The organism is Pseudomonas sp. 06C 126 (assembly GCF_001855215.1).
Classification (GTDB): domain Bacteria; phylum Pseudomonadota; class Gammaproteobacteria; order Pseudomonadales; family Pseudomonadaceae; genus Aquipseudomonas; species Aquipseudomonas proteolytica.
This window is the reverse complement of the sequence record NZ_MIFU01000072.1, coordinates 36,401-58,269: the sequence shown is the minus strand read 5'-3', so window position 1 is coordinate 58,269 and position 21,869 is coordinate 36,401. Positions and strand designations below refer to the sequence as shown.

14 protein-coding genes are annotated in these 21,869 nt (G+C 56.4%); 3 read left to right on the top strand and 11 right to left on the bottom strand.

Annotated elements, in window-relative coordinates:
- Positions 1-82: 82 nt before the first annotated feature.
- The 9 genes from BHC62_RS08125 to acnA form a co-directional block, all read right to left on the bottom strand.
- A complete protein-coding gene (locus BHC62_RS08125; RefSeq protein ID WP_083335423.1) occupies positions 83-1,390 on the bottom strand; it encodes a glycosyltransferase family 4 protein in 1,308 nt (435 codons plus the stop codon).
- Positions 1,387-2,631, bottom strand: coding sequence for a glycosyltransferase family 4 protein (locus tag BHC62_RS08120; RefSeq protein WP_070994705.1), 1,245 nt, complete (start codon positions 2,629-2,631; stop codon positions 1,387-1,389). The genes BHC62_RS08125 and BHC62_RS08120 overlap by 4 nt, the downstream gene beginning before the upstream one ends.
- Positions 2,628-4,379, bottom strand: a complete 1,752-nt coding sequence (locus BHC62_RS28055; RefSeq protein ID WP_143007511.1) for a hypothetical protein — start codon at positions 4,377-4,379, stop codon at positions 2,628-2,630. Before BHC62_RS28055 ends, BHC62_RS08120 begins: the two co-directional genes overlap by 4 nt.
- Before the next feature lie 73 nt (positions 4,380-4,452).
- On the bottom strand, positions 4,453-4,872 hold the full coding sequence (locus BHC62_RS28050; RefSeq protein ID WP_143007510.1) for a hypothetical protein: 420 nt from the start codon (positions 4,870-4,872) through the stop codon (positions 4,453-4,455).
- 50 nt (positions 4,873-4,922) lie between these two features.
- Positions 4,923-10,412: a methyltransferase domain-containing protein gene (locus BHC62_RS08115; protein WP_070994704.1), complete on the bottom strand. Its 5,490-nt coding sequence runs from the start codon at positions 10,410-10,412 to the stop codon at positions 4,923-4,925.
- Between the two features lie 14 nt (positions 10,413-10,426).
- On the bottom strand, positions 10,427-11,689 hold the full coding sequence (gene wecC, locus BHC62_RS08110) for a UDP-N-acetyl-D-mannosamine dehydrogenase (protein ID WP_070994703.1): 1,263 nt from the start codon (positions 11,687-11,689) through the stop codon (positions 10,427-10,429).
- Complete coding sequence (gene wecB, locus BHC62_RS08105; RefSeq protein ID WP_070994702.1) at positions 11,686-12,840, bottom strand: non-hydrolyzing UDP-N-acetylglucosamine 2-epimerase; 1,155 nt, start codon at positions 12,838-12,840, stop codon at positions 11,686-11,688. The genes wecC and wecB overlap by 4 nt, the downstream gene beginning before the upstream one ends.
- A 723-nt stretch (positions 12,841-13,563) precedes the next feature.
- Complete coding sequence (locus tag BHC62_RS08100; RefSeq protein WP_070994701.1) at positions 13,564-14,355, bottom strand: CPBP family intramembrane glutamic endopeptidase; 792 nt, start codon at positions 14,353-14,355, stop codon at positions 13,564-13,566.
- Between the two features lie 153 nt (positions 14,356-14,508).
- Positions 14,509-17,250: an aconitate hydratase AcnA gene (gene acnA, locus BHC62_RS08095; protein WP_070994700.1), complete on the bottom strand. Its 2,742-nt coding sequence runs from the start codon at positions 17,248-17,250 to the stop codon at positions 14,509-14,511.
- Between the two features lie 190 nt (positions 17,251-17,440).
- Between acnA and rlmM the strand changes: the two genes are divergently transcribed.
- Together rlmM and tusA are read left to right on the top strand one after the other, a co-directional pair.
- The gene (rlmM, locus tag BHC62_RS08090) at positions 17,441-18,514 is read left to right on the top strand and encodes a 23S rRNA (cytidine(2498)-2'-O)-methyltransferase RlmM (protein WP_070994699.1); all 1,074 of its coding nucleotides are present in this window, start codon (positions 17,441-17,443) and stop codon (positions 18,512-18,514) included.
- A gap of 39 nt (positions 18,515-18,553) precedes the next feature.
- Complete coding sequence (tusA, locus tag BHC62_RS08085) at positions 18,554-18,805, top strand: sulfurtransferase TusA (protein ID WP_070994698.1); 252 nt, start codon at positions 18,554-18,556, stop codon at positions 18,803-18,805.
- A 28-nt stretch (positions 18,806-18,833) separates the two neighbouring features.
- Here the strand turns inward: tusA and BHC62_RS08080 are convergent, their stop codons facing one another.
- Complete coding sequence (locus BHC62_RS08080; protein WP_070994697.1) at positions 18,834-20,216, bottom strand: MATE family efflux transporter; 1,383 nt, start codon at positions 20,214-20,216, stop codon at positions 18,834-18,836.
- 142 nt (positions 20,217-20,358) lie between these two features.
- Here BHC62_RS08080 and pdxB point away from each other — a divergent pair, with 142 nt between their 5' ends.
- Positions 20,359-21,492 (top strand): 4-phosphoerythronate dehydrogenase PdxB, encoded by a 1,134-nt coding sequence (pdxB, locus tag BHC62_RS08075; RefSeq protein ID WP_070994696.1) that lies wholly within the window; start codon positions 20,359-20,361, stop codon positions 21,490-21,492.
- A 55-nt stretch (positions 21,493-21,547) separates the two neighbouring features.
- Here the strand turns inward: pdxB and BHC62_RS28555 are convergent, their stop codons facing one another.
- Complete coding sequence (locus tag BHC62_RS28555; protein ID WP_029300072.1) at positions 21,548-21,721, bottom strand: PA1571 family protein; 174 nt, start codon at positions 21,719-21,721, stop codon at positions 21,548-21,550.
- Positions 21,722-21,869 lie beyond the last annotated feature (148 nt).

Below are 21,869 nucleotides of genomic sequence, written 5' to 3'. Positions count from 1 at the left end.
TCGGCAGGCTGGGGCAATGGTTGAAGGGAATCTTTACTGAAACGTAAATAATGGTGCGCAACCGCTCTATGCCCGGTAGCTCTCAGCCCAGAAAGGACGCTGTCAATACTTCGGCAACAACCGGGTAGCGCGAGCCCGCACCGATCCAGTCGATCTGGATGAAGATCCAGCGTTTGAGGCGCAGATACCTGGTTGAGGGACCATTGCCCAATTCCGGTGTGCCCAATACATCCAACGCCATGCGCTGCTGAATAGAGACACGGGAGTAATCCTCGACAAAAACCGAACGGTTTATTGAAGTCAGTTCCAGGCGATTCAGTGCTTTCATCGCACCGTCGAGGTCGCCGGGTTCGAACACCGTGGCATTGGCAATCTTCGATTTGGTGAACTGTTTTGCATAACCCGCCAAACCCGCCAGGATGGGTTTGCCAGTCGCCGCATATTCAAACAGCTTGGAAGGCAAAACCCGTCGAAAGGATTTGAAGGTGTTGAGATGCAGGAAAAGTATGTCTGCTTCCCGGTAATGATCGACCAGATTCGAGCGTTTGGTCGGCGCTATCAGTGTCACGTTGCAGATGTTTTTACTGGCCAGCGCCTGCCGAAGCTTATCGGCAGCACCGCCGTCACCAATGATGTAGAAATGCGCGATACCTTTAAGCTGCTCAGCCATTGCCGGAATAATTCTATCCAGCCCCTGGCCAGCACCAATATTGCCCGCATACACGATTTTCAGCTCGGTCGAAGGCGTGCGCAGTTTTTCCAGATTGGCCAACGGTTGCAGGAAAAGGTCATCCACACCATTGGTATGGGTGGAAAAAAACCTGTGGGGATAGCGTTCGTTGAAGTACCCCAGGAAACCCGGCGAAATCAGGTTGACCTGAGTCGCCTGGCGAATAGTCAGGCGCTCCACCCACGAAAAAAAATAGGTCATGGCCCGGCCAACCATGCCGGGATATAGCTCTGGCAGGGTTTCGACGAAGATGTCGCGTATATCAAGGTATAGCGGCGTTTTGTTCTGGAACGAAATCGATGCGCCCAAGGCCGCGGTCATCAATCTTGAGGAGGAGGCCACGACCAAATCGTAGTCTTTACCACGAGCGACTTTACGGGCCCCCAAGGCATAGGCGAGGAATGCCTTGGCCTGGTCCACTACGCCATTTTTATGCGGCGGTAGGTCAATGCGCGTGATCGACAGTCGCGAGAAGCCTTGAGTGCTTTCAGCCGGCGCTTTGTATGAGTGATAGCGGTTCGGTTGCGTGGTGATCAGGTCAATGTGCAACTTGCAGCTATTTTGCTCAAGCAACGCCTTTACCAAGGCTTCGACCCTGAACGAGCCCGCCGCCAGGTCAGGCGGGTAATAGAAGCTCAAGAGAAGTATACGAACGGTCATCGGCGAGCGTCAGCGCAAGAAGTCCGGCCCTTGAGAACGCGGCCATACAGGTTGACCAACAGTTTTTCCTGCTGCTCCCAGTTCAAGCGCGTCGCGGCAATCGCCGCGTTGCCAGCAAAGGTGCGACGCAATTGCGGATCGCTTACCAGGCGATTGAGTGCATCGATCAACTGCTGATCGTCGCTTTCGCGCACCAGCAAGCCGATGTCGAACGCCCTGACGATACGGCGAATCTCCGGCAGGTCGGTCGCGACCACAGGCAGGCCGGCAATCAGGTACTCGAACAGTTTGTTGGAGTCAGTAGTGAAGTGGTTCAAGCAGGTGTTTTCAATCGGCTGCACGCCGATGTCGGCGGAGGCGGTGTAGCTGGGCAGGTCGGCTAACGATACGGTTGGAATGAAGTGCACACGTTCCGTCAGTCCAAGCTCTTGGCTCAGCGCAGTCAGTGGCGCCGTCAGTCTGCCGCCACCAATGAACACAAAATAGGCGTCGTTGACCGAAGCCGCGATCCGCACCAGACGCTCCAGGCCGCGGCCCTGTTGCAGCCCCCCCTGATAAATCACAATCGGCCAAGGTTGCTGCAATTGCAGTTCCTGACGAATCCGCTGACTGGCAGGGCTGACCGTCAAGCGCGGCCGGTTCTGCAACACCACCGGACGCGGGACGCCATAGGCGCGGGCAAAAAACTTGGCCCGGGCATCCGTGGTGGTGATACTGCCCTGTACCCGTGGCATCAACACGCCTTCGACCCGCGCGACCAACCCGCGAAAACTGTTGTAGCCTTCGCGACTGGTGCTGATTTCATGGGCGTCATACACCACGCGAGCGCCGCTGAGTTTTGCCGCCAGCCACGCCGTTGGTAGTGTGTTGACATCATGGGCGTGCACTACTGCGGCCCGATGCCAAGCGATCCGCGCCAACAATCCAGCATGGGTCCACAACCGCGCGATAATCCGCAGCGCTTGTCTGGCCGGGGTCAAGCGACCGATAGGGCCGCTGGCTGAGGACGGTGCAGAAGCTGCGCCGCCAGTTTTGGTTTTGCGCAGCTTCCACAATGGACTGCGTGCAACACGCACCACGTTGATACCGCCCGGCAGTGTCTCTTTCTCTTGGGTGACGCCCGGTGTGTGCAGGGCGAACACGGTTACGGCGTAGCCGGCAGCTTGAAGCGTCTGCGCCTCTTTTAATACACGGGCGTCGTTGCGGAATTCATTCCAGACGATCATTGCTATGCGGGTCACGGCGTATTATCTCTGTTCGACGACATAAGTTGGGCTGATTCAAGTTTTTTAAGCATGTCTGGCATTAAGGCGACAGCTTCAACATATCTGGCTCGTTGACACAAGTTTTCGAACGCATACGCAAGAGCGCAAAGTAACACCGCTGATACAGGAACATCGGCAAGACTTTGTCGTTTTAGTTTTGCTTGTTCGAACGCCTGCTCTAATTTAGGTTGCTCACCAATTGGCCAGCTTGCGCCTAGTGGCTCCATCTTCCAACTCGCCCAATGACTGACACAGGTTGGGTCAGTATCAGATATAAGTAAGGTGTCTGGGGTCGTATCGAGCGAAATGATTTGGCGCGGAAGGGTGGATAATATGTTTTTTATAACATGAAAGTTTTTCGAAAATAGTTCAAATGAAGCTCTATGCTCTTGTGTAGTTACGATGTCGAGGCTGCTCAATAGCTCACTCGAAAGACGTTGCTCAAGAAACAGATGCGAACGGCTGAAACGTTTGGTTAGCGTTTCTGATGGCTCAACTGCGAGCAGGGCGCGATTGATAGAGATGGCTCCAGGCCCAACTTCTCTAGGAGTTGCTTTTCTAGAGTCGCCAATTTCGAAAATATGACATGCTAGATTTTCTACTTTTGTTTTTCCTCGAAAAACTGGTGCAGGGATGCCAGGTGTACTAGTTAATAGCGTAAATTCTTGGTCAGCCAGTGAAAAGCTGTTGTTATCAAAAACCTTGATCAAGTAGGCTCTGTCAAATTGCTCGCTGTCTGATCTGGCTGTTGCTTCGAAAGAGTAGATATTACTGCGTCCTAGTTGATGCCAGGTTGCGCTACATAACTTGAAGTTTGAAGTGCTAACGGCATTTATTGCATCTTGGATCCACGTGGATCTTTGCTTTTCATCCAAGAGGTTTTTGATCTTGATTGTATGTGATGTAGAGTTGGATGTTAACGGTTGGCTGTGAAAAAACAATGCATTTATTTGTCGGTGTTGTGCTCTTAGAGAAATAACCTCTTGGAGTAGTACTGCGACGCGAGACATGCCTTGTCGGATAACAAGTAGGGAAATTAATGCAGCAAGTATTTTAGGGGGGTGCATGTAGAGGAAGTCTGCAATCATGCAGAAAAAGGTCATCAAGAAACCGACAGAAGACATTGCGTTAAGTACGACTTTGTAGTGGGCGTGTAGCGCTGTGCGTATTTTGATGGATCTGTTGTGCAGGAATATAAGTAATATTGAAGTAATGAAAATGTAGCTAATGGAAACTATAAAAAGAAAGGGGTAGATATATGCGAGTATCAAAAATGCGATGATCGCAAAAGTGCCCGCTGATAATCCGCGGGTGAACCTCTCGTAAGCCTGAACTGCTAATTGGTATTGCTTCTCAAATAGAGTTAATTTTGCACTCTGTGTTAAAAGCTTCTGGGCTCCCTTTCTTGAAAAGAAAGAAACAGTCAGTTCTGATATTAAATATAGAACATAACATATGAGTGCTAATGCACTAAGCCCCATTATAAGATGTGCTTTTTTTAAGCTTTTCAAATATAGAGGGTAGTAGTGTGGGATCGTATCGGATCCTAACAATATAAGTATTTTGATTGGTAGGAAAAAAGTAAAAACCAATAAAATTTGCGCAGAAAGGCTTGCCACTTGTACGATTAAAGTTGAGGTTGGAGTCACGCCCATGAATTTTCTGCCCAGCGAGAAGCACCAGCCAGCTGTTGATTTTATAGCGCTCTGAAGACTAGTCATCATTAAGCTTTCGTGTGCTTCGGAATGGGCAATGCTCTAACCTCAGGTGCGGAGATGTTAAAAAATAAGTGGCGAATTATATTACTTTCCAGTAGATAGCAAGCACGGACGACAGACCGGCTTCAGTGGTTTTTTCCTTGTAGACGCTGCCGATTGTTGGGTGACCTTTTTTATAGTAGTGGATCTTGAATTTTTCACCGGTGTTTTCGACTACTTCACGTGTGTATCCTTGCTTTGATAGCATTCCGTATATTGAGTTTTCCGCAATTTTTGATCCGGTATCAAATTTTACTGTGTGTGTAACAACCTCAACTTTTCCATCTTTTTTAGTTGATGTTTTAACTATCGAGCCGTTTAGATTTATTGTGGTTCCATCTTGGAGAGTAAGGCTGTTCATCTCATTAGAGGCGTTGAGTACTTGAGAGTCGGCTTTGTTGGAGTCTTCGCATGCAGCTAAAGTGAATAAAATGCTAATTATGGCTAGTGTTTTTTTCATTTGTAAAATCTCTACTCGGCAAGGCTTTTTGGCTGTGTGTTTTGAATCGGCTATTTCGCGTCAATAGTTTTGTTAAAAATCATTAGCTCAAGGCTGGAAATATGAATTTTGTCACTTTGGGATACGACTCTTTTTCTCGCTTTTTGGGATTTTTCAGTAAAAAGCTGTGTGTTGAAAAACAAGGCTTCAATTCCACTGCTTAATCCATCAAATGTTTCCGGGTTGGATAAAAATCCACAGTCCTGATCGACAAATTCTGGGATGGCGGCGATGCTGTTAGTCAGTGGGACCAAGCCTGATGCCATTGCTTCATCGCGCGACACACCCTGTGTGTCCATCCGACTTGGGCAAAGGAAAACGCCGTATTCTTTATGAAGCTCTGCTATTTCAGCCTGCTTCAAATAACCTCTTTGTATCTGAACATTCGAATACTGCCGTAACGGCGCCAGCGTCTCTTCAAATAATGGGCCATCGCCAATCATCCGGAACTCCAGCTCATTGAACCAAGGCTTCTGTGCCAGCAACTGAATGGCCTTGACGCTCAAGTCATTGGCGTAGGTGCGTGACGCATACGGCCGAATCGACAAGATCTTCTTACGCTGTTCAACCGGCTTTTCCACATAAGAAAAAAGCTCGGTATTGATCGGGTTATGAATGATCTCGTATTGGCTTTCCGGCAGGCGGAACCCAAGGTCTTCCATTACTTCTTCGGCGAAGTAACGGGATACAAACACCAGTTTCAGGTTGGCCGGCATGGGTTGCAGCAGGTTGCGCCAGAAGCTCATGCGCTTGTCGCTGTCGAGTTTGCCCAGGGCCAGTTGTTCGTCGGTGGTGAAGTTGTATTCGCGGCGCCACCACGGTTGGATCTCGGCGCCGTGGACCCACACAATGACTTTGGTGGTGTTCAGGTGCCGGCGCAGGACTTCCCACATGTCGGGGTCGAGGAAGTGCACGAGGATGGTTTTGTAGGCCCCCGATTCCAGCATTTTTGCCAGGGTTGCCTGGGAGCCGGTCATGACGTCGACGTTTTCAAACTCGTGATAGCTGACCGCTTCGTTCTTGCGCAGGCGGAATACGTCCACGTTGACGCCGCGTTCCTGATAGGCGGTGACGCGGGTGTGAACGAAACCGTTGCGGTACAGGTCGTCATAGGCCGGGTAATGGTTGGTCAACAGCAGGTGTTCGGATTTGGCGAGCATTTCCGATGGCTGCAGATCGCGGTGCCCCAGGACCAGTGCCTTGATACCGGCGCTGCCATTGGCATAGGCACGGATCCCCAGGCGAATGAAGGCGGCCTCTGGCGGGATATCGCTGGCCTGGTTGCGATTGGCGTGTTGCATGACGTGACTGATGCGTTGTTTCTGGGCATCGAGGAACAGCACGACCAACTGGATGTTCAGGCCAGGGGTGGCGTCAAGGAACAGTTTGAGTTGTTCACCTGTCGTCAATTCGGCGACAGGCAAATCCTTCTTGGCGTACTGGTACTCGTGCTTGCCGTCGGCGAGCGAAGAGCTGATCTGCCAGGTGTCTACGTCAATGTGTGCTTCCAGATGCTTGCTGCGAATCGGTCCGAACATCGTGGCCAGGTCACGCCCGCAGATCTCTGCGCTGGTGTGGCTGACCTTAAGCGGTTCGACAGCTTCGGCACGGCGTTGCAGCTCGTCAATGCTGATGCCGGTGTACAGATTGAGGTCGTCTACTGCCTGCGTCACGTCTTGCTGGCGGGCACCCGCGGCGTTTCTGCAGTAGTTAAACGCATCGATCGCCAGTGATTGCTCGAACGTGTAGTTCAACTTCGGCAGGGTTTTGAGCCATTCGCTGGCTTGTTGCTCGCCAATCAGTGCGGTTTTGATCAGGGCGGCGCGTGCAGCAATGCTGGCCGGGCGACGATAAGCCTGACCTGGGTTCTGTAAATGGATGCCGTCATCCTTGCGCACATAGTGGGCAACTTTACCGATGACTTCAGCCTGGTTGTAGCGCGTTGCCAGGACCATATCGAGCAGGTAGTTCGGGCCGTAGTAGTCCTCGCTGACCATGGCCGCGAACCACGGTGCATCACCTGCCAGTTCACCAAGGCTGGTTTTTTTCAGCTGTTTGCGCGAGATCAGTTTTACCCGTGGGTCTTTGACTGCAGTTTTGCCGACGGTGTCGTTGACGACTACATGCATGCTCACGTTGGTGTAGCGCTGACGAAGCAGGTGCTGGGTCAGAGCTTCGACTTCGGCGCTGTTGGCGGCATCGGCGATAATGCAAATGCGCGGCTGGCTTTCTTCCTGGGCCTTGCCGGTCACTTTGCTCATCACATAGTTGAGGCGGTGCCCATAGGTGTGCTCTTGCATCACTTTACGCAGGGCGGCCAGGCGCAGCTTGTCACTGTCGCGTTCGTTGCCTGCCAGTGTGTTCAGGCGGCGCAGCATTTCCGGACCGCTGTCGGTGGTGATCACCAGATCGCCAAACAGCAGGCGCACACCGCGGGAGAAGTTACTGACCGTCACGGTGTTGGAGCCAAGCAACTCAAACACCCGGCGGGCGAACATCGATTGCGATTGTTTGATCGAGTTGAGGTTGATCGCGTAGCGGTAGCCTTTATAGGCACGGTCGATTTGTTCGAAGCTCAACGTGCCGACAATGTACGGTTGGTATTCTTCGGGGAACTGGTAGTTGGCGTCGTTCTTGCCAAAGTTGCGATCGAAAATTTCCAGCGGGCGGAAGCTCGGCAGTTCGCTGACAAAATTACCCAAGTCGCGGGTACGCTCGGGGTACCGGGTGTAGTAGGCGCCAGCGAAGCAAAACGCATCTTTACGCTCGTACAGCTCAACCGGGTTGTGCACCGCCGGTTGGCAGGCGAACGGCAGCAGATACACCCGATCATGTCCGAGCGCACCCTTGTAGCGATGAATACAGTCAATGTCGGTAGTGAACACGAAGTCGAACTGTTTGGCGGTAGACAGGAAGGTCTCGAAGTGGACCGGGTCTTCTTTGTTCCAGAAAACCGAGGGGACCTTATGGTCTTTGCACCATTTAAGGATGCTTTGCAGTTCGTGGCTGTTATGGCCGACTTTACTGCCCCACAAGTCATCTTTGCCGCGCCAGGCGGATTCGATAAACACCAGTTCGGGCTGGAATTGCTGCAGTTGTTCCTGCCAGTCCGCAGGGGTCAGTTGCAGCAGGTTGCATTCATGGCGGTATGAGCCGTAGGTGAATTCGTCCATCACACAGGCGACTTTCAGGGATGCGGCATTGCCCTGCTCGTGGTTGAGCAAGCAGTTGCGTACATACTCGGTGTCTGCGAGTGCTGCGGGCAAGGCGACGTCTGTTTTGGCGATGTGTTGTGGCGCAGGCAGCAACGCTGCCGGGCCGTCAAAACCAATGGCTTTCTGGGACGTGTCTTTGCGGGTTTTGCTGGCCTGGCGGTATAGGTTGAACAAGGTGCCTGGCAAGCGAATGATGCCGCCCAGCGAGCTGCCGCTGGTCTTCAGTTGATAACCCAGCTGGTAGGTAAGGCTTGAACGGGTTTTGATCAGGCGCTGCTCTGCCAGATGACGCTTGGCATTGGCGCGATGCAGGTTGTCGTTGAGCTCTTCGATCTTTTGCTGCTGGGCCGCGGTTTGTCCAAGCAGTTTTTCAAGGTTGGTTTTCAGATGAGGAATCTGCGTACCCGTGGCTTCGCGATATTTTTGATTGGCGGCCTCAAGCCAACCTTTTGAAGACTTCAGCTCGCTTTCCATTCGCAGACGAGCGTCATCCCATTGCTCCTGCGTGGTGGCAAGCAATTGCTCGGCAGCCTCACGGCTGGACAACTCCAGTTGCACCTGTTCTTGCAGGTCGGCATTTTGCTGGCGCAGCTCCTCCAGGACGGAGGTCTGTTGCTGCAGGGCCGTAGTGAGCCTGTCTCGTTGCAGCAGAGCCTCTTGGGATTGATGCTCAAGTTGGTTGAGGCTCAACTCCAGGTTCTGTCGGGTTGCACGTTCGGTTTCAAGCTGGTTGGTGATAACTAGATGCTGGTCGGTCTTGATCTGCAGCTCTCTGTCCAACTGCGCCACATGGGCTTCACAGGTGGCCAGTTCGTTCTCCAGCAATGGGCGGATGGCGCGCTCTTGTTCAAGGTGGCCGGACAGCTCGGTAATGCGGGCGCGGCAATCCTTGAGCTGGCTGTTCAGCTCCTGCATTTCTTGATCGTGGAGATTTGTCAGGTCATCGACTTGCAGTAGCAGCGTGTCGATATCCTCTTCCAGCCGTGCCTGGATGGCTTCGTGGGCGTGCAGCTGTTGTTCGGCATCATGGTTGATGCTGATTCGTGCGGTCTCTGCCTGATGGCGTTTCGATTGTTCTTCGGTCACCAACTCTTGCAACCGAGCATTCTGGGATGCAAGGGTCTGCAATTGCTGGGTGAGCGCATGCAGCTCTATCAGTTGCTGGTCTTTTTGTTCGACCTCTGACTGGTTTTCTGTTTGCAAGGCTTCTATTTGTGCCCCGAGCAACTCGTGCTGGGTTTGGGTGTGCTGCAATTGTTCCTGGGTATTTTCAAGTCGGGCGCGCAGTTCTGTGAGCTCTTTATCATTCTGCTCAAGACGGGCCTTTTTGGTGTTTTCCAGTTCAGTTAGTTGTGATTTGAGCTGTTGCACCTGCTCGGTGGCTACGCGGTATTTTTTGTTCGCCTCGTCCAGGCGCAGCTTGATATCAGCCTGCTCGGCAAGCATGGCCTCTTGTGCGAGGGTTTTTTTCGTGAGTTCTTCTGCCTTTTGCGCCTGTGGCTTGAGCTGGGCAATCTGCTCTGTGGCCGCGCGGTATTTCTTGTTGGCTTCGGTCAGGTTCTTGCTGGTGTTGGACAGGCTGTTTTGCAGGTTGCGTTCGATCGCTTCGAAGGCTTTTTCCAGGTTTTGTACCTGGGCCATATCCAACTGCACGGGGGAAGGAGCGGTTGCGTCGGTTTTTTTGACGGCCACCATGCCCAGCCACTTGCCCAGTACTTTGATCTGGGTGATGTGCAGGTATTCATTCAGCAGGCGGAAGGGCTCAAGCAGGTAGAACGTGTGCTTGTGGTCGATGAAATCATTTACCCCGAATGGCACGGTGATGATCAGTCGCCCGTCGGGCTTGAGCAGCGACGCAGCTTTCTCGACAAACATTTCCGGACGCACGAGGTGTTCGAGCACTTCGCTGATGACGATGGTGTCGGGTTCAGCATCCTCGACGTTCAGGGACAGGAAATCCGCGTTCACGTAGGAGACTTTCGCCTGTACATGGGACGGCTCGGTCGCCATGTACGATTTGGCTTCTTCAATAGCCTGGGGGCTGGTGTCGACACCGATCACGTCGCAGCCCTCGCGGGCCAGCAATAGCGGCACGATGCCCTGTGAGCAACCTACATCGAGTACCTTCTTGCCCGAAACCTGTGCACAGATCCAATGGATGCGTGCCTGGGTTTCGCGCATGAAATGCTCGCCCAACTTCCCGTAGTAGGCCTCCATTACACGGTCGTGAATGTCTGCCAGCGCCGTAGGGGCTTCCGGCTGCGTAGGGGGTTGGGCGCTATTCATCTTTAATTCTCTTCTCAGGCCGCAAACACGCCGGCAGCATCGATCACAACCGCGTCATCGCGCATTTTTGCCATCTCTTTGAATTCACGGTGTTTGACCAACAACACATGAATGTGCGCGCTGTCCAGGGCATAGTCAGTGTCTACCAACTGATGCGCGGCCAACTCTGCAGGCAGCTCCTGGATATTGGGTTCGATGAGCTGTAGCGTCACGCCCAGTTCATCGCTCAACTGTCGGGCGATGTTGAGGGATGGGCTTTCACGCAAGTCATCGATGTCTGGCTTGAAAGCCAGGCCGTAGCACGCGATCCGCACGGTGCTGGCGGACTGTTCCGGATGGCTCAGTAAATAGTCGGCCACTGCCAGTTTCACCTGTTCAATGACCCACTGTGGCTTCTGGTCGTTGACTTCGCGGGCACTCCGGATCAAACGGGCTAGCTCCGGGGTTTTGCTGACGATGAACCAAGGGTCTACGGCGATACAGTGACCACCGACGCCAGGGCCGGGCTGCAGGATATTGACCCGAGGGTGGTGATTGGCCAGGCGGATCAACTCCCACGGGTTGATTTTCAGTTCGGCGCAAATCATCGACAGTTCGTTGGCGAACGCGATGTTGACGTCACGAAAGCTGTTCTCGGTGAGCTTGCACATCTCGGCCGTGCGGGTGTCGGTGATAATGCACTCGCCTTCGACAAATGCGCGGTAAAGACGCACGGCGGCGTTGGAGCACTTGGGAGTCATACCGCCAATGATGCGATCGTTTGCAACCAGTTCCCGCAAGACATGGCCTGGCAACACGCGCTCAGGACAGTGGGCGATGCGGATGTCGGAGTCTTCGCCATGGGTGGCTGGGAAGGTCAGGTCCGGGCGAGCTTGGGCAAGCCACTCGGCCATGCGCTCCGTTGCTCCGACTGGGGAGGTCGACTCCAGGATAACCAAGTCATTCTTTTTCAAGACGCTGGCAATCGACTTGCTTGCCGCCTCGATGTAGCCCAGGTCTGGCTCGTGGTTTTCCTTGAAGGGCGTCGGAACCGCAATCAGGAAGGCATCGGCGGGCTCAGGTACCGTCGTTGCTCGCAGGTAACCTTCGGTGACGGCGGCATGAACCAACATATCAAGATCGGGCTCGACGATATGAATCTCGCCACGATTGATGATGTCTACAGCGTTCTGATTGACATCAACGCCAATGACTTGCTTTTTGCGTGAGGCGAAAATAGCTGCTGTTGGCAGGCCGATGTAGCCAAGACCAATAACCGAAATACGGGGGAAACTCATGCTGCTGCCTCGTTTCGTTGAGCGACCAAAACCATCAGCGCCTCACGGATGTGTGCACAAGCCTTACCGTCGCCGTAAGGGTTATGGGCAAAACTCATTTTTTGATAAGCCACTTCGTCGCTCAGCAATTCGCTGAGGTGGTGGGTGATGGAGTCCACTTCTGTGCCAACCAGCTTCACTGTGCCGGCTTCGACGGCTTCGGGGCGTTCAGTCGTGTCACGCATTACCAGGACAGGTTTGCCCAAGGCAGGTGCTTCTTCCTGAATACCGCCGGAGTCGGTAAGGATCACGTAAGAGCGTGTCATCAGGTAAACGAACGGCAGATAATCCAGGGGTTCGATCAGGTGCACGTTGTTGATACCTGCCAGCAGGCGTTTTACGGGCTCACGAACGTTCGGGTTCAGGTGCACTGGGTATACGAATTCAACATCGGGGAATTGCTGGGCAGTGTTGACCAGCGCCTGGCAAATACGCTCGAAACCGCCACCGAAGTTTTCGCGTCGATGGCCGGTGATCAACACCATGCGCTTGTCACGAGGCAGGAATGCAAACTGCTCTTCGAATTGCGCCTGGAGTGGCGAGGCTGGACTACTTAAACGATCGACCACACTGAGTAGGGCATCAATCACGGTGTTGCCGGTAACGTGAATGGCCGAGGAGGCGATTCCTTCGTTCAGCAGGTTCTGCCGCGATGTTTCAGTGGGTGCAAAATGGAGGGCAGCAAGAGTACCTGTTAACCGCCGATTGCCCTCTTCGGGCCATGGTGAATAAAGGTCGTTGGTACGCAGGCCTGCCTCGACATGGGCAATCGGGACCTGTTGGTAATAGGCGGCCAGGCTAGCGGCGAAGGTGGTGGCGGTATCGCCATGAACAAGGATCACATCGGGCTTGAAGTCTTCAAGGATGGGTTTGAGCCCTTGAATAATCGCCGTCGTCACGTCTGTCAGTGTTTGCCCGGCTTTCATGATGTTCAAGTCGAAGTCGGGCGTCAGCTCGAAAAGTTCAAGCACTTGGTCGAGCATTTCACGGTGCTGCGCGGTGACGCACACCCTCGACTCAAAACGATGGTCGTTTGCCAGTTCCAGCACCAAAGGGGCCATTTTTATGGCTTCGGGCCGGGTCCCGAAAATGGACAGCGTCTTGAGGGGCATATATGAACACTTCTTCCCAAATATAGCGGTGAGCCAATGTCAGGATGCGACGCGCTTGCAGGCACGCCCTAGAATCCATTCCAATGGTAAAAAAAAGTCTGCAGCAGACCGCAGATGCGGTATTGCGCAACTGAAAATGCATAGGGGGGAGGGCAAGAGGCGTAGCTTTTGGGCACTCCGTGCTCGTGACAACTCCATAACTGGCGCATGAAGATTTTTTTATATTTTTTCACTGGCAATTTTTCTGAAACCGCCTACGCGTGAAGAAAGATATCATTTTGGGTTTGTTGTGCCACTAGCAAATTCACGAAATTTTCACTTTACAATCAGCGTTTGAGCGGTTAGGTGGCGGGGTTTTTCTCTGGTGTTTCGAACGTGCGAGATCACGTATCTTAGTGGGTGTATATACGATTTTCTTACTTTATTGCGGATTTTAAGCGACGGGAACTTGCAGTTTTTTTTGTAAAAAATTGAAAAGAAAGGTTACAAGAAAAATTGAATTATTTGGTGAGGAGGGGAGGGATACAGAGGCAGCAGGAGAGTGTGGCGTTTTAATGCTGAAAGGCTATGGTGATGACGGAGGACGTTTTTCCAGATATTCGGCTTAGCATTTTCCTTGTATTTAGGTGGCAGTACGATTTTGGCGCGGCCTATCCTTGTGCGCAAACAACTGCTCACACATCAACACCGTGGATGCTGCTTTGTTGTGTGAGCAGAGGCGGCTCAGCCCGCCAGCATTGGGTAGGTAAACAACCCGAAATGCAGCAGATTCAAACCAAAGTGCGTAGCAATCGCCGCGCCCAGGCCGCCGAAGCGGTAGGCCAGGCCATAACCCGCGCCGGCAATACTGGCCAGCAGCACCCATTGCCAACCTGCGCCCACATGCACCAGGCCAAACAGCAGCGAAGCCAATAGCAAGGCGAGGTTTTCGCCGTAGGGCATTTGCTTGAAGCGCCGGCTCAGGCCGCCCTGGATATAGCCGCGAAACAACGCTTCCTCAACCAGGGTCACCAGCAACAGGTTATTCAACACCCAGAGCCAGGCCTGGTCTGGCCATTTGGGGGCCCAACTGATGATGCCCAGCAGTACCGCGCCACCCAGGGCGGCGATGGTGGTCAGGGTCAAGGCCAGCGCGGTGGCGTAGATCGACAGGCGCAACGGGCGGCGGGCGACGATCCACGGGCAGGCGAGTAGCAGCCAGAAGCCAATCAGTGGTTTGTCCTGGTTCAGGTACAACGAAAAGGGCACGGCGTCGGTGGTGAAACGCTGGGGGTCGATGGCGCGACCGTTTTGGAAGCCGGGTAGCCAGTGCATCGCCAGGCCCAGGGCCATAACGATGAACAGGCCATGGCCAAGGTAGCGCGCCCATGGGACGTGCTGTTGGCGTACGGCGTAACCTGCGACCAGCAGTAGCCCGATGGAGGCCCCTGCCAGCAAACCCAGTTGCCCGTAGGTCAGGGCCAATCCATAGCCAATGGAAAGAAGGGCCAGGTACAGCCAGGGCAAAGCGGGCATAAAAAATCCTTGTGACGGTCAACGTGACGCAATTGCTTGATGTAGCAGCCGGTAAGCCGGCGCCTACAAATGAGGGCGCGGATTATAGCGACAGTTGCAGGCGGTAAAAATGAAAACACCGCCCGAAGGCGGTGTTGGGTCTGGCTTGCTGCGTTATGAAGCAATCAACTGGCGCAGTACGTAATGCAGAATCCCCCCCGCCTTGAAGTATTCAACTTCATTGAGGGTATCGATCCGGCACAGGACCTCGACTTTTTCGCTGCGGCCGTCTTCGCGGGTAATCACCAGCGTCAGGTTCATGCGTGGTTCGATATCGGCATCAGTCAGGCCGAGAATATCGATCTTCTCCTTGCCGGTCAGTTGCAGCGCCTTGCGGTTCTGGTCCAGTTTGAACTGCAATGGCAGCACGCCCATGCCCACCAGGTTGGAACGGTGGATACGCTCGAAGCTCTCGGCAATCACCGCCTTGACGCCCAGCAGGTTGGTGCCCTTGGCGGCCCAGTCGCGGCTGGAACCGGTGCCGTACTCCTGGCCGGCGATCACCACCAGCGGCGTGCCGGACGCCTGGTATTTCATGGCAGCGTCGTAGATCGGCATCTTCTCGCCGGTGGGGATATAGAGGGTGTTGCCGCCTTCTTCGCCGCCGAGCATTTCGTTGCGGATCCGGATGTTGGCGAAGGTGCCGCGCATCATCACTTCATGGTTGCCGCGGCGCGAGCCATAGGAGTTGAAGTCCCGTGGTTCCACGCCCTGTTCGCGCAGGTAGCGGCCGGCCGGGCTGTCAGCCTTGATGTTGCCGGCCGGGGAGATGTGGTCGGTGGTCACCGAATCACCAAGTAGGGCCAGGATGTTGGCGCCTTGCACATCCTTGATCACCGGCAAGGGGCCGGCGATGTCTTCGAAGAAGGGCGGATGCTGGATATAGGTGGAGTCTTTTTGCCACACATAAGTCGCCGCCTGCGGCACTTCAATGGCTTGCCACTGTTCGTCACCGGCAAACACCTCGGCGTATTCCTTATGGAACATGCTGGTGCTGACCTGGGCCACCGCGTCGGCGATCTCCTGGCTGCTGGGCCAGATATCGCGCAGGTATACCGGCGCACCATCCTTGCCGGTGCCCAAGGGCTCGCTGCTGATATCAATTCGCACGGTCCCGGCGAGGGCGTAGGCCACCACCAGGGGCGGCGAGGCCAGCCAGTTGGTTTTCACCAGGGGGTGCACGCGGCCTTCGAAGTTACGGTTGCCGGACAGCACCGACGCCACGGTCAGGTCGGCTTTCTGGATGGCTTTCTCGATGGGCTCCGGCAATGGCCCGGAGTTGCCGATACAGGTGGTGCAGCCATAACCCACCAGGTCGAAGCCCAGTTGGTCGAGGTACGGCGTCAGGCCGGCGGCGTTGTAGTAGTCGGTAACCACCTTGGAGCCAGGCGCCAGGGAGCTTTTTACCCACGGCTTGCGGGTCAGGCCCTTTTCCACGGCTTTTTTCGCGACCAGGCCGGCGGCCATCATCACGCTGGGGTTGGAGGTGTTGGTGCAGGAGGTAATCGCGGCGATCACCACCGCGCCGTTTTTCAGGCGATAGGTCTGGCCTTCGAAGTCGTAGTCGGCTTCGCCCACCAGGTCGGCATTGCCCACGGCGACACCGCCGCCGCCTTCGCTTTCCAGGCGGCCTTCTTCCTTGCTTGCGGGTTTGAACTGCAAGTCCAGGAAGTCACTGAACGCTTGACCCACATCTGGCAGCGAGACTCGGTCCTGCGGGCGTTTTGGCCCGGCCAGGCTGGCTTCGACGCTGGCCATGTCCAGCGCCAGGCTGTCAGTGAATACCGGTTCTTCACCGGCATTGCGCCACAGGCCCTGGGCCTTGGTATAGGCCTCCACCAGCTTGACCGTGGCGTCAGGCCGGCCGGAGAGGCGCAAGTAGTCCAGGGTCACTTCGTCCACGGGGAAAAAGCCGCAGGTTGCGCCGTACTCCGGTGCCATGTTGGCAATGGTGGCGCGGTCGGCCAGGGGCAGGTCAGCCAGGCCGTCGCCATAGAACTCGACGAATTTGCCCACCACGCCTTTTTTACGCAGCATTTGCGTGACTGTCAGCACCAGGTCGGTGGCGGTAATGCCTTCTTTGAGTTTGCCGGTGAGCTTGAAGCCGATCACTTCGGGGATCAGCATCGAGACCGGCTGGCCAAGCATCGCCGCTTCCGCCTCGATACCGCCCACGCCCCAGCCCAAAACGCCGAGGCCGTTGATCATGGTGGTGTGGGAGTCGGTGCCCACCAGGGTATCGGGGAAGGCATAGGTACGGCCGTCTTCGTCCTTGGTCCACACCGTGCGACCCAGGTATTCCAGGTTGACCTGGTGGCAGATGCCGGTACCTGGTGGTACCACGCTGAAATTATCAAAGGCGCTCTGGCCCCAGCGCAGGAACGCATAACGTTCGCCGTTGCGCTGCATTTCGATATCGACGTTTTGCTCGAAGGCGTCGGCGTTGCCGAACTTGTCGACCATCACCGAGTGGTCAATTACCAGATCCACCGGCGACAGCGGGTTGATGCGCTGCGGATCGCCACCGGCCTTGGCCACGGCGGCGCGCATGGCGGCCAGGTCGACCACGGCGGGCACGCCGGTAAAGTCCTGCATCAGCACCCGGGCCGGGCGGTACTGGATCTCGCGGTCGGAGCGCCGCTCCTTGAGCCAGGCGGCAAGCGCCTTGAGGTCGGCGCCGGTCACGGTTTTTTCGTCCTCCCAGCGCAGCAGGTTTTCCAGCAGCACCTTGAGGGACATCGGCAACTTGTCCAGGTCACCCAGGCTCTTGGCGGCTTCGGGCAAGCTGAAGTAGTGGTAAGTCTTGCTGTCGACTTGCAGGGTCTTAAGGGTTCTCAGGCTATCAACGGATGACATTACATGACTCCTTATGGTCCGCACGGCTACGGACCTGACGGGACGAACAGAGCTTACAAGCTAGCCCTGTTTTCAGTAGCAGGCTAATAACTGGACTCTATGGACAAGTCCAAGGTTCCGAACTCAGCTATCATGCGCGCGTTTTCATGACAGGCCTTGCGCTACAGCAAGCGTGTTACCAGGAGAGTTGATGAACACCCTTTTTATGCATTGCCGCCCGGGTTTTGAAGGCGAAGTCTGTTCCGAGATCGCGGAACACGCCGCGCGCCTGAACGTTTCCGGCTATGCCAAGGCCAAGACCGGCAGCGCCTGCGCCGAATTTGTCTGCACTGAAGAAGACGGCGCCCAGCGCCTGATGCGCGGCCAACGCTTTGCCGAACTGATCTTCCCGAGGCAGTGGGCGCGTGGGGTTTTCATCGATCTGCCGGAAACCGACCGCATCAGCGTGATCCTCGCGCACCTGCGGGATTTCCCGGTATGCGGCAGCCTGTGGCTGGAAATGGTCGATACCAACGATGGCAAGGAGCTGTCGAACTTCTGCAAGAAATTCGAAGTGCACCTGCGCAAGGCCCTGCTGGCCGCCGGCAAGCTGGTCGAAGACCCGAGCAAGCCGCGCCTGCTGCTGACCTTCAAGAGCGGGCGCGAAGTGTTTATGGGCCTGGCCGAGTCAAATAACTCGGCCATGTGGCCGATGGGGATCCCGCGCCTGAAATTCCCCCGCGACGCGCCAAGCCGCTCGACCTTGAAGCTGGAAGAGGCCTGGCACCACTTTATCCCCGGGGACCAGTGGGACGAGCGCCTGCACGGCGACATGACCGGCGTCGACCTCGGCGCAGCGCCGGGCGGCTGGACCTGGCAACTGGTCAACCGGGGCATGCTGGTGACGGCGATTGATAACGGGCCGATGGCCGAAAGCCTGATGGACACCGGCCTGGTGCAACACTTGATGGCGGATGGTTTTACCTTCACCCCCAAGCAGCCGGTGGACTGGATGGTCTGCGATATCGTCGAGAAACCGGCGCGCAACGCGGCCCTGCTGGAAACCTGGATCGGCGAAGGGCATTGCCGCGAAGCGGTGGTCAACCTCAAGTTGCCGATGAAACAGCGCTACGCCGAGGTGAAGCGCCTGCTGGAACGCATCGAAGAAGGCTTCAAGGCGCGGGGCATTCGCGTGGAAATCGGCTGCAAGCAGCTGTACCACGACCGCGAGGAAGTCACCTGCCACCTGCGCCGCCTGGACGTAAAGAAACCCAAGGCCCGGTAAATGCAAGCCCCGTAGGAACCGGCCTTTCAGGAGTGAGTTATGAGTGACATTTTTGACCCTGCCGTTGACGGCACCCTCGACGCCACCGGCCTCAACTGCCCGGAACCGGTGATGATGCTGCACCAGCACATCCGCGACCTGGCGCCGGGTGGCCTGCTCAAGGTCATCGCGACCGATCCCTCGACCCGCCGCGACATCCCCAAGTTCTGCGTGTTCCTGGACCATGAACTGGTGGAGCAGCGCGAAGAGGCCGGTACTTACCTGTACTGGATCCGCAAGAAGGCCACCTGAGACTGATACCTACAGTGGGCAGTCGCGCTTAAACCTGGCGAATGCGCTTGCGCGCACTGCGTGCCAGGCGCACCACCAGCATTGCCGCTGCGCAACTGAGGCCGACGATCAGCCCCTGCCACAAGCCGCTCGGGCCGTTGGCCTGGCCCAGCCAGTCGGTCAGCCCCAGCAAGTAACCTACCGGCAAGCCCACGCCCCAGTAGGCGAACAGGGTCAGGATCATGGTCACCCGGGTGTCCTGATAACCGCGCAGGGCGCCAGCCGCCGTGACCTGGATCGCATCGGAAAACTGGAACAGCGCCGCGAACACAATCAGCATCGCCGCCACTTGGACCACCAGCGGGTCGGCGGTGTAGATCGTGGCGATCTGCTCGCGGAACAACAGCATCAGGCTGCATGACAGGCAGGCATAGGCCAGGGCAGTGCCCATCCCCACGCCTGCGGCGAAGCGTGCTTCACGGGGTTCGCCACGGCCCAGGGCCTGGCCCACCCGCACGGTCACGGCCATGCTCAGGGAGTAGGGGATCATGAACACCAGGGAGCTGAAGTTCAGGGCGATCTGGTGCCCGGCCACCACGGTTGCGCCCAGGCTGCCGATCAGCAGGGCGATCACTGCAAAGATGCTCGACTCGGCAAACACCGCGATGCCAATCGGCAGGCCGATGCCCAGGATGCGCTTGATCACCGACCATTTTGGCCAGTCGAAGCGCTTGAACAACTCGCTGGCCTGATAGGCCGGTGCCCAGCGGGTCCAGGCGGCGAAGCCCAGCATCATCGCCCACATCACAATCCCGGTGGCCCAGCCGCAGCCTACGCCGCCCATGGCCGGAACGCCGAAATGGCCGTAGATGAACACGTAGTTCAGCGGGATGTTCAATGCCAGCCCGCCCAGCCCGAGGATCATGCTCGGGCGCGTGCGGCCCAGCCCGTCACTGAAACAGCGCAGCACGTAATACAGCGCCACCGCCGGCATGCCCGCAGCGATGCCGTGCAGGTAGCCCATGCAGGGGGCGATCAGCTCGGGGTCGACGTTCATTGCATGCAAGATCGGCTCGGCACTGATCAACAGCAATGAGGCGGTGCACCCCACCACCAACGCCAGCCACAACGCCTGGCGTACCAGCGGGCCGATTTCGGTGTGGCTGCCGGCGCCGAAGCGCTGGGCGACTTTGGGGGTGGTGGCCAGCAAGGTTCCGGTCATCAATAGATACACCGGGATCCAGATGGAGTTGCCCAGGGCCACCGCCGCCAGGTCCCGCGAACTGACACGCCCGGCCATCACCGCATCGACAAAGCCCATGGCGGTGGTTGCCAGTTGCCCGATCATGATCGGCAAGGCCAGCGCCAGCAGGCTATAGACTTCCCGGCGAACGCGGGCAGGGCGGGAGAGGGGCAAAGTGGCAGTGTTCACGTGCAGATGTCCGATAAGGGGGAGCGCAGGACGGCGCATTCTACGCCTTGACGGGTAGGTCAGGAAATTACCTGTGTAGCGGATTTGTAAACGTTCCAGGGGCCGGTGCCTGTACACTGCTGGTCCGCCAAAGGAGCCTGCCATGCTGATTGTTGCCGACGAAAATATCCCGCTGCTCGATGCGTTCTTTGAAGGTTTCGGCGAGATCCGCCGGGTGCCGGGCCGCGCCATCGACCGCGCCGCCATTGAACAGGCCGATGTGCTGCTGGTGCGTTCGGTGACCAACGTCAACCGTGCGTTGCTGGAAGGCACGGCGGTACGGTTTGTCGGCACCTGCACCATCGGCACCGATCACCTGGACCTCGATTACTTTCAAAGGGCCGGGATCCAATGGTCCAGCGCGCCGGGCTGCAACGCTCGTGGTGTGGTGGACTATGTGCTGGGCAGCCTGCTGACCCTGGCTGAAATCGAAGGTGCTGACCTGACCCAGCGTACCTATGGCATCGTTGGTGCCGGTGAGGTAGGCGGGCGCCTGGTCAAGGTGCTCAAGGGCCTGGGCTGGAAAGTGCTGGTCTGCGATCCGCCCCGCCAGGTCGCCGAAGAGGGCGATTACGTGAGCCTGGAACAGATCATCGAGCAGTGCGATGTGATCAGCCTGCACACCCCGCTGAAAAAGTCCGGCAATGGCTCGACCTGGCACCTGCTGGATCGCCAGCGTCTGGAGCAGCTCAAGCCGGGCACCTGGCTGATCAACGCCAGCCGTGGCCCGGTGGTGGATAACACGGCGCTGCGCGAGGTGTTGCTGGAGCGCGAGGATTTGCAGGCAGTGCTGGATGTGTGGGAAGGCGAGCCCGAAGTGGATGTGGAGCTGGCCGAGTTGTGCGTGCTGGCGACTCCGCACATCGCCGGCTACAGCCTCGACGGCAAGCAGCGCGGCACGGCGCAGATCTACCAGGCGTTGTGCGCGCACCTTGGGCAACCGGCGAGCATTCAGTTGAGTGACCTGCTGCCCGAGCCATGGCTGGCCGAGGTCACTCTCAATGCCAACACCGACCCGGCCTGGGCCCTGGCGACGTTGTGCCGCAGCGTCTACGACCCGCGCCGTGATGATGCGGACTTTCGCCGTAGCCTGGTAGGAACAGTCGAAGAACAGCGCAAGGCATTCGACCTGCTGCGCAAGCACTACCCGGATCGCCGCGAGATTGACGGCTTGAAGGTGCGGATCAATGGTGAGTCGCCAGCTTTGTCGAGCATCGTCGCCGCACTGGGAGCATAAAAAAACGCATAAAAAAACCGGCCACTGGGGCCGGTTCTGAAAGAGCTGGGGCGTATCAGCCTTGCTGGGCAGGCTTGACCAGTTTCTGCTCCAGTTCGGCGCAGGCGCCCTGGATCATCTCTTCGGTAATCTGCACTTCGCGGCCCTGGGCATCGATGTACGAGCAAGGCAACTGCTGTGGCTGGCGGATTACTTCAACTTTGTCAGTGCTGCTGTTTTGCAAGGACATGGCCTGTCTCCTCATCAGGTTGTGTACCTACTCTAATTCCCCCGCGTGACCGAGCTGTTACAACTCCTTAGCCCGTCGGCGGATCGAATGCCCAGTCCAGCAGAAATCGCGCCGGATTTCCAGCCGGACTTTAGACCGATAGCCTCTA

Coding starts and splice junctions, on each gene's coding strand:
- pdxB (WP_070994696.1), top strand. CDS start 20,359: ATGCTGATTGTTGCCGACGAAAATATCCCGCTGCTCGATGCGTTCTTT.
- BHC62_RS28050 (WP_143007510.1), bottom strand. CDS start 4,872: ATGAAAAAAACACTAGCCATAATTAGCATTTTATTCACTTTAGCTGCA.
- BHC62_RS28055 (WP_143007511.1), bottom strand. CDS start 4,379: ATGATGACTAGTCTTCAGAGCGCTATAAAATCAACAGCTGGCTGGTGC.
- wecC (WP_070994703.1), bottom strand. CDS start 11,689: ATGAGTTTCCCCCGTATTTCGGTTATTGGTCTTGGCTACATCGGCCTG.
- acnA (WP_070994700.1), bottom strand. CDS start 17,250: ATGTCATCCGTTGATAGCCTGAGAACCCTTAAGACCCTGCAAGTCGAC.
- BHC62_RS28555 (WP_029300072.1), bottom strand. CDS start 21,721: ATGTCCTTGCAAAACAGCAGCACTGACAAAGTTGAAGTAATCCGCCAG.
- tusA (WP_070994698.1), top strand. CDS start 18,554: ATGAGTGACATTTTTGACCCTGCCGTTGACGGCACCCTCGACGCCACC.
- BHC62_RS08125 (WP_083335423.1), bottom strand. CDS start 1,390: ATGACCGTTCGTATACTTCTCTTGAGCTTCTATTACCCGCCTGACCTG.
- BHC62_RS08100 (WP_070994701.1), bottom strand. CDS start 14,355: ATGCCCGCTTTGCCCTGGCTGTACCTGGCCCTTCTTTCCATTGGCTAT.
- BHC62_RS08115 (WP_070994704.1), bottom strand. CDS start 10,412: ATGAATAGCGCCCAACCCCCTACGCAGCCGGAAGCCCCTACGGCGCTG.
- rlmM (WP_070994699.1), top strand. CDS start 17,441: ATGAACACCCTTTTTATGCATTGCCGCCCGGGTTTTGAAGGCGAAGTC.
- wecB (WP_070994702.1), bottom strand. CDS start 12,840: ATGCCCCTCAAGACGCTGTCCATTTTCGGGACCCGGCCCGAAGCCATA.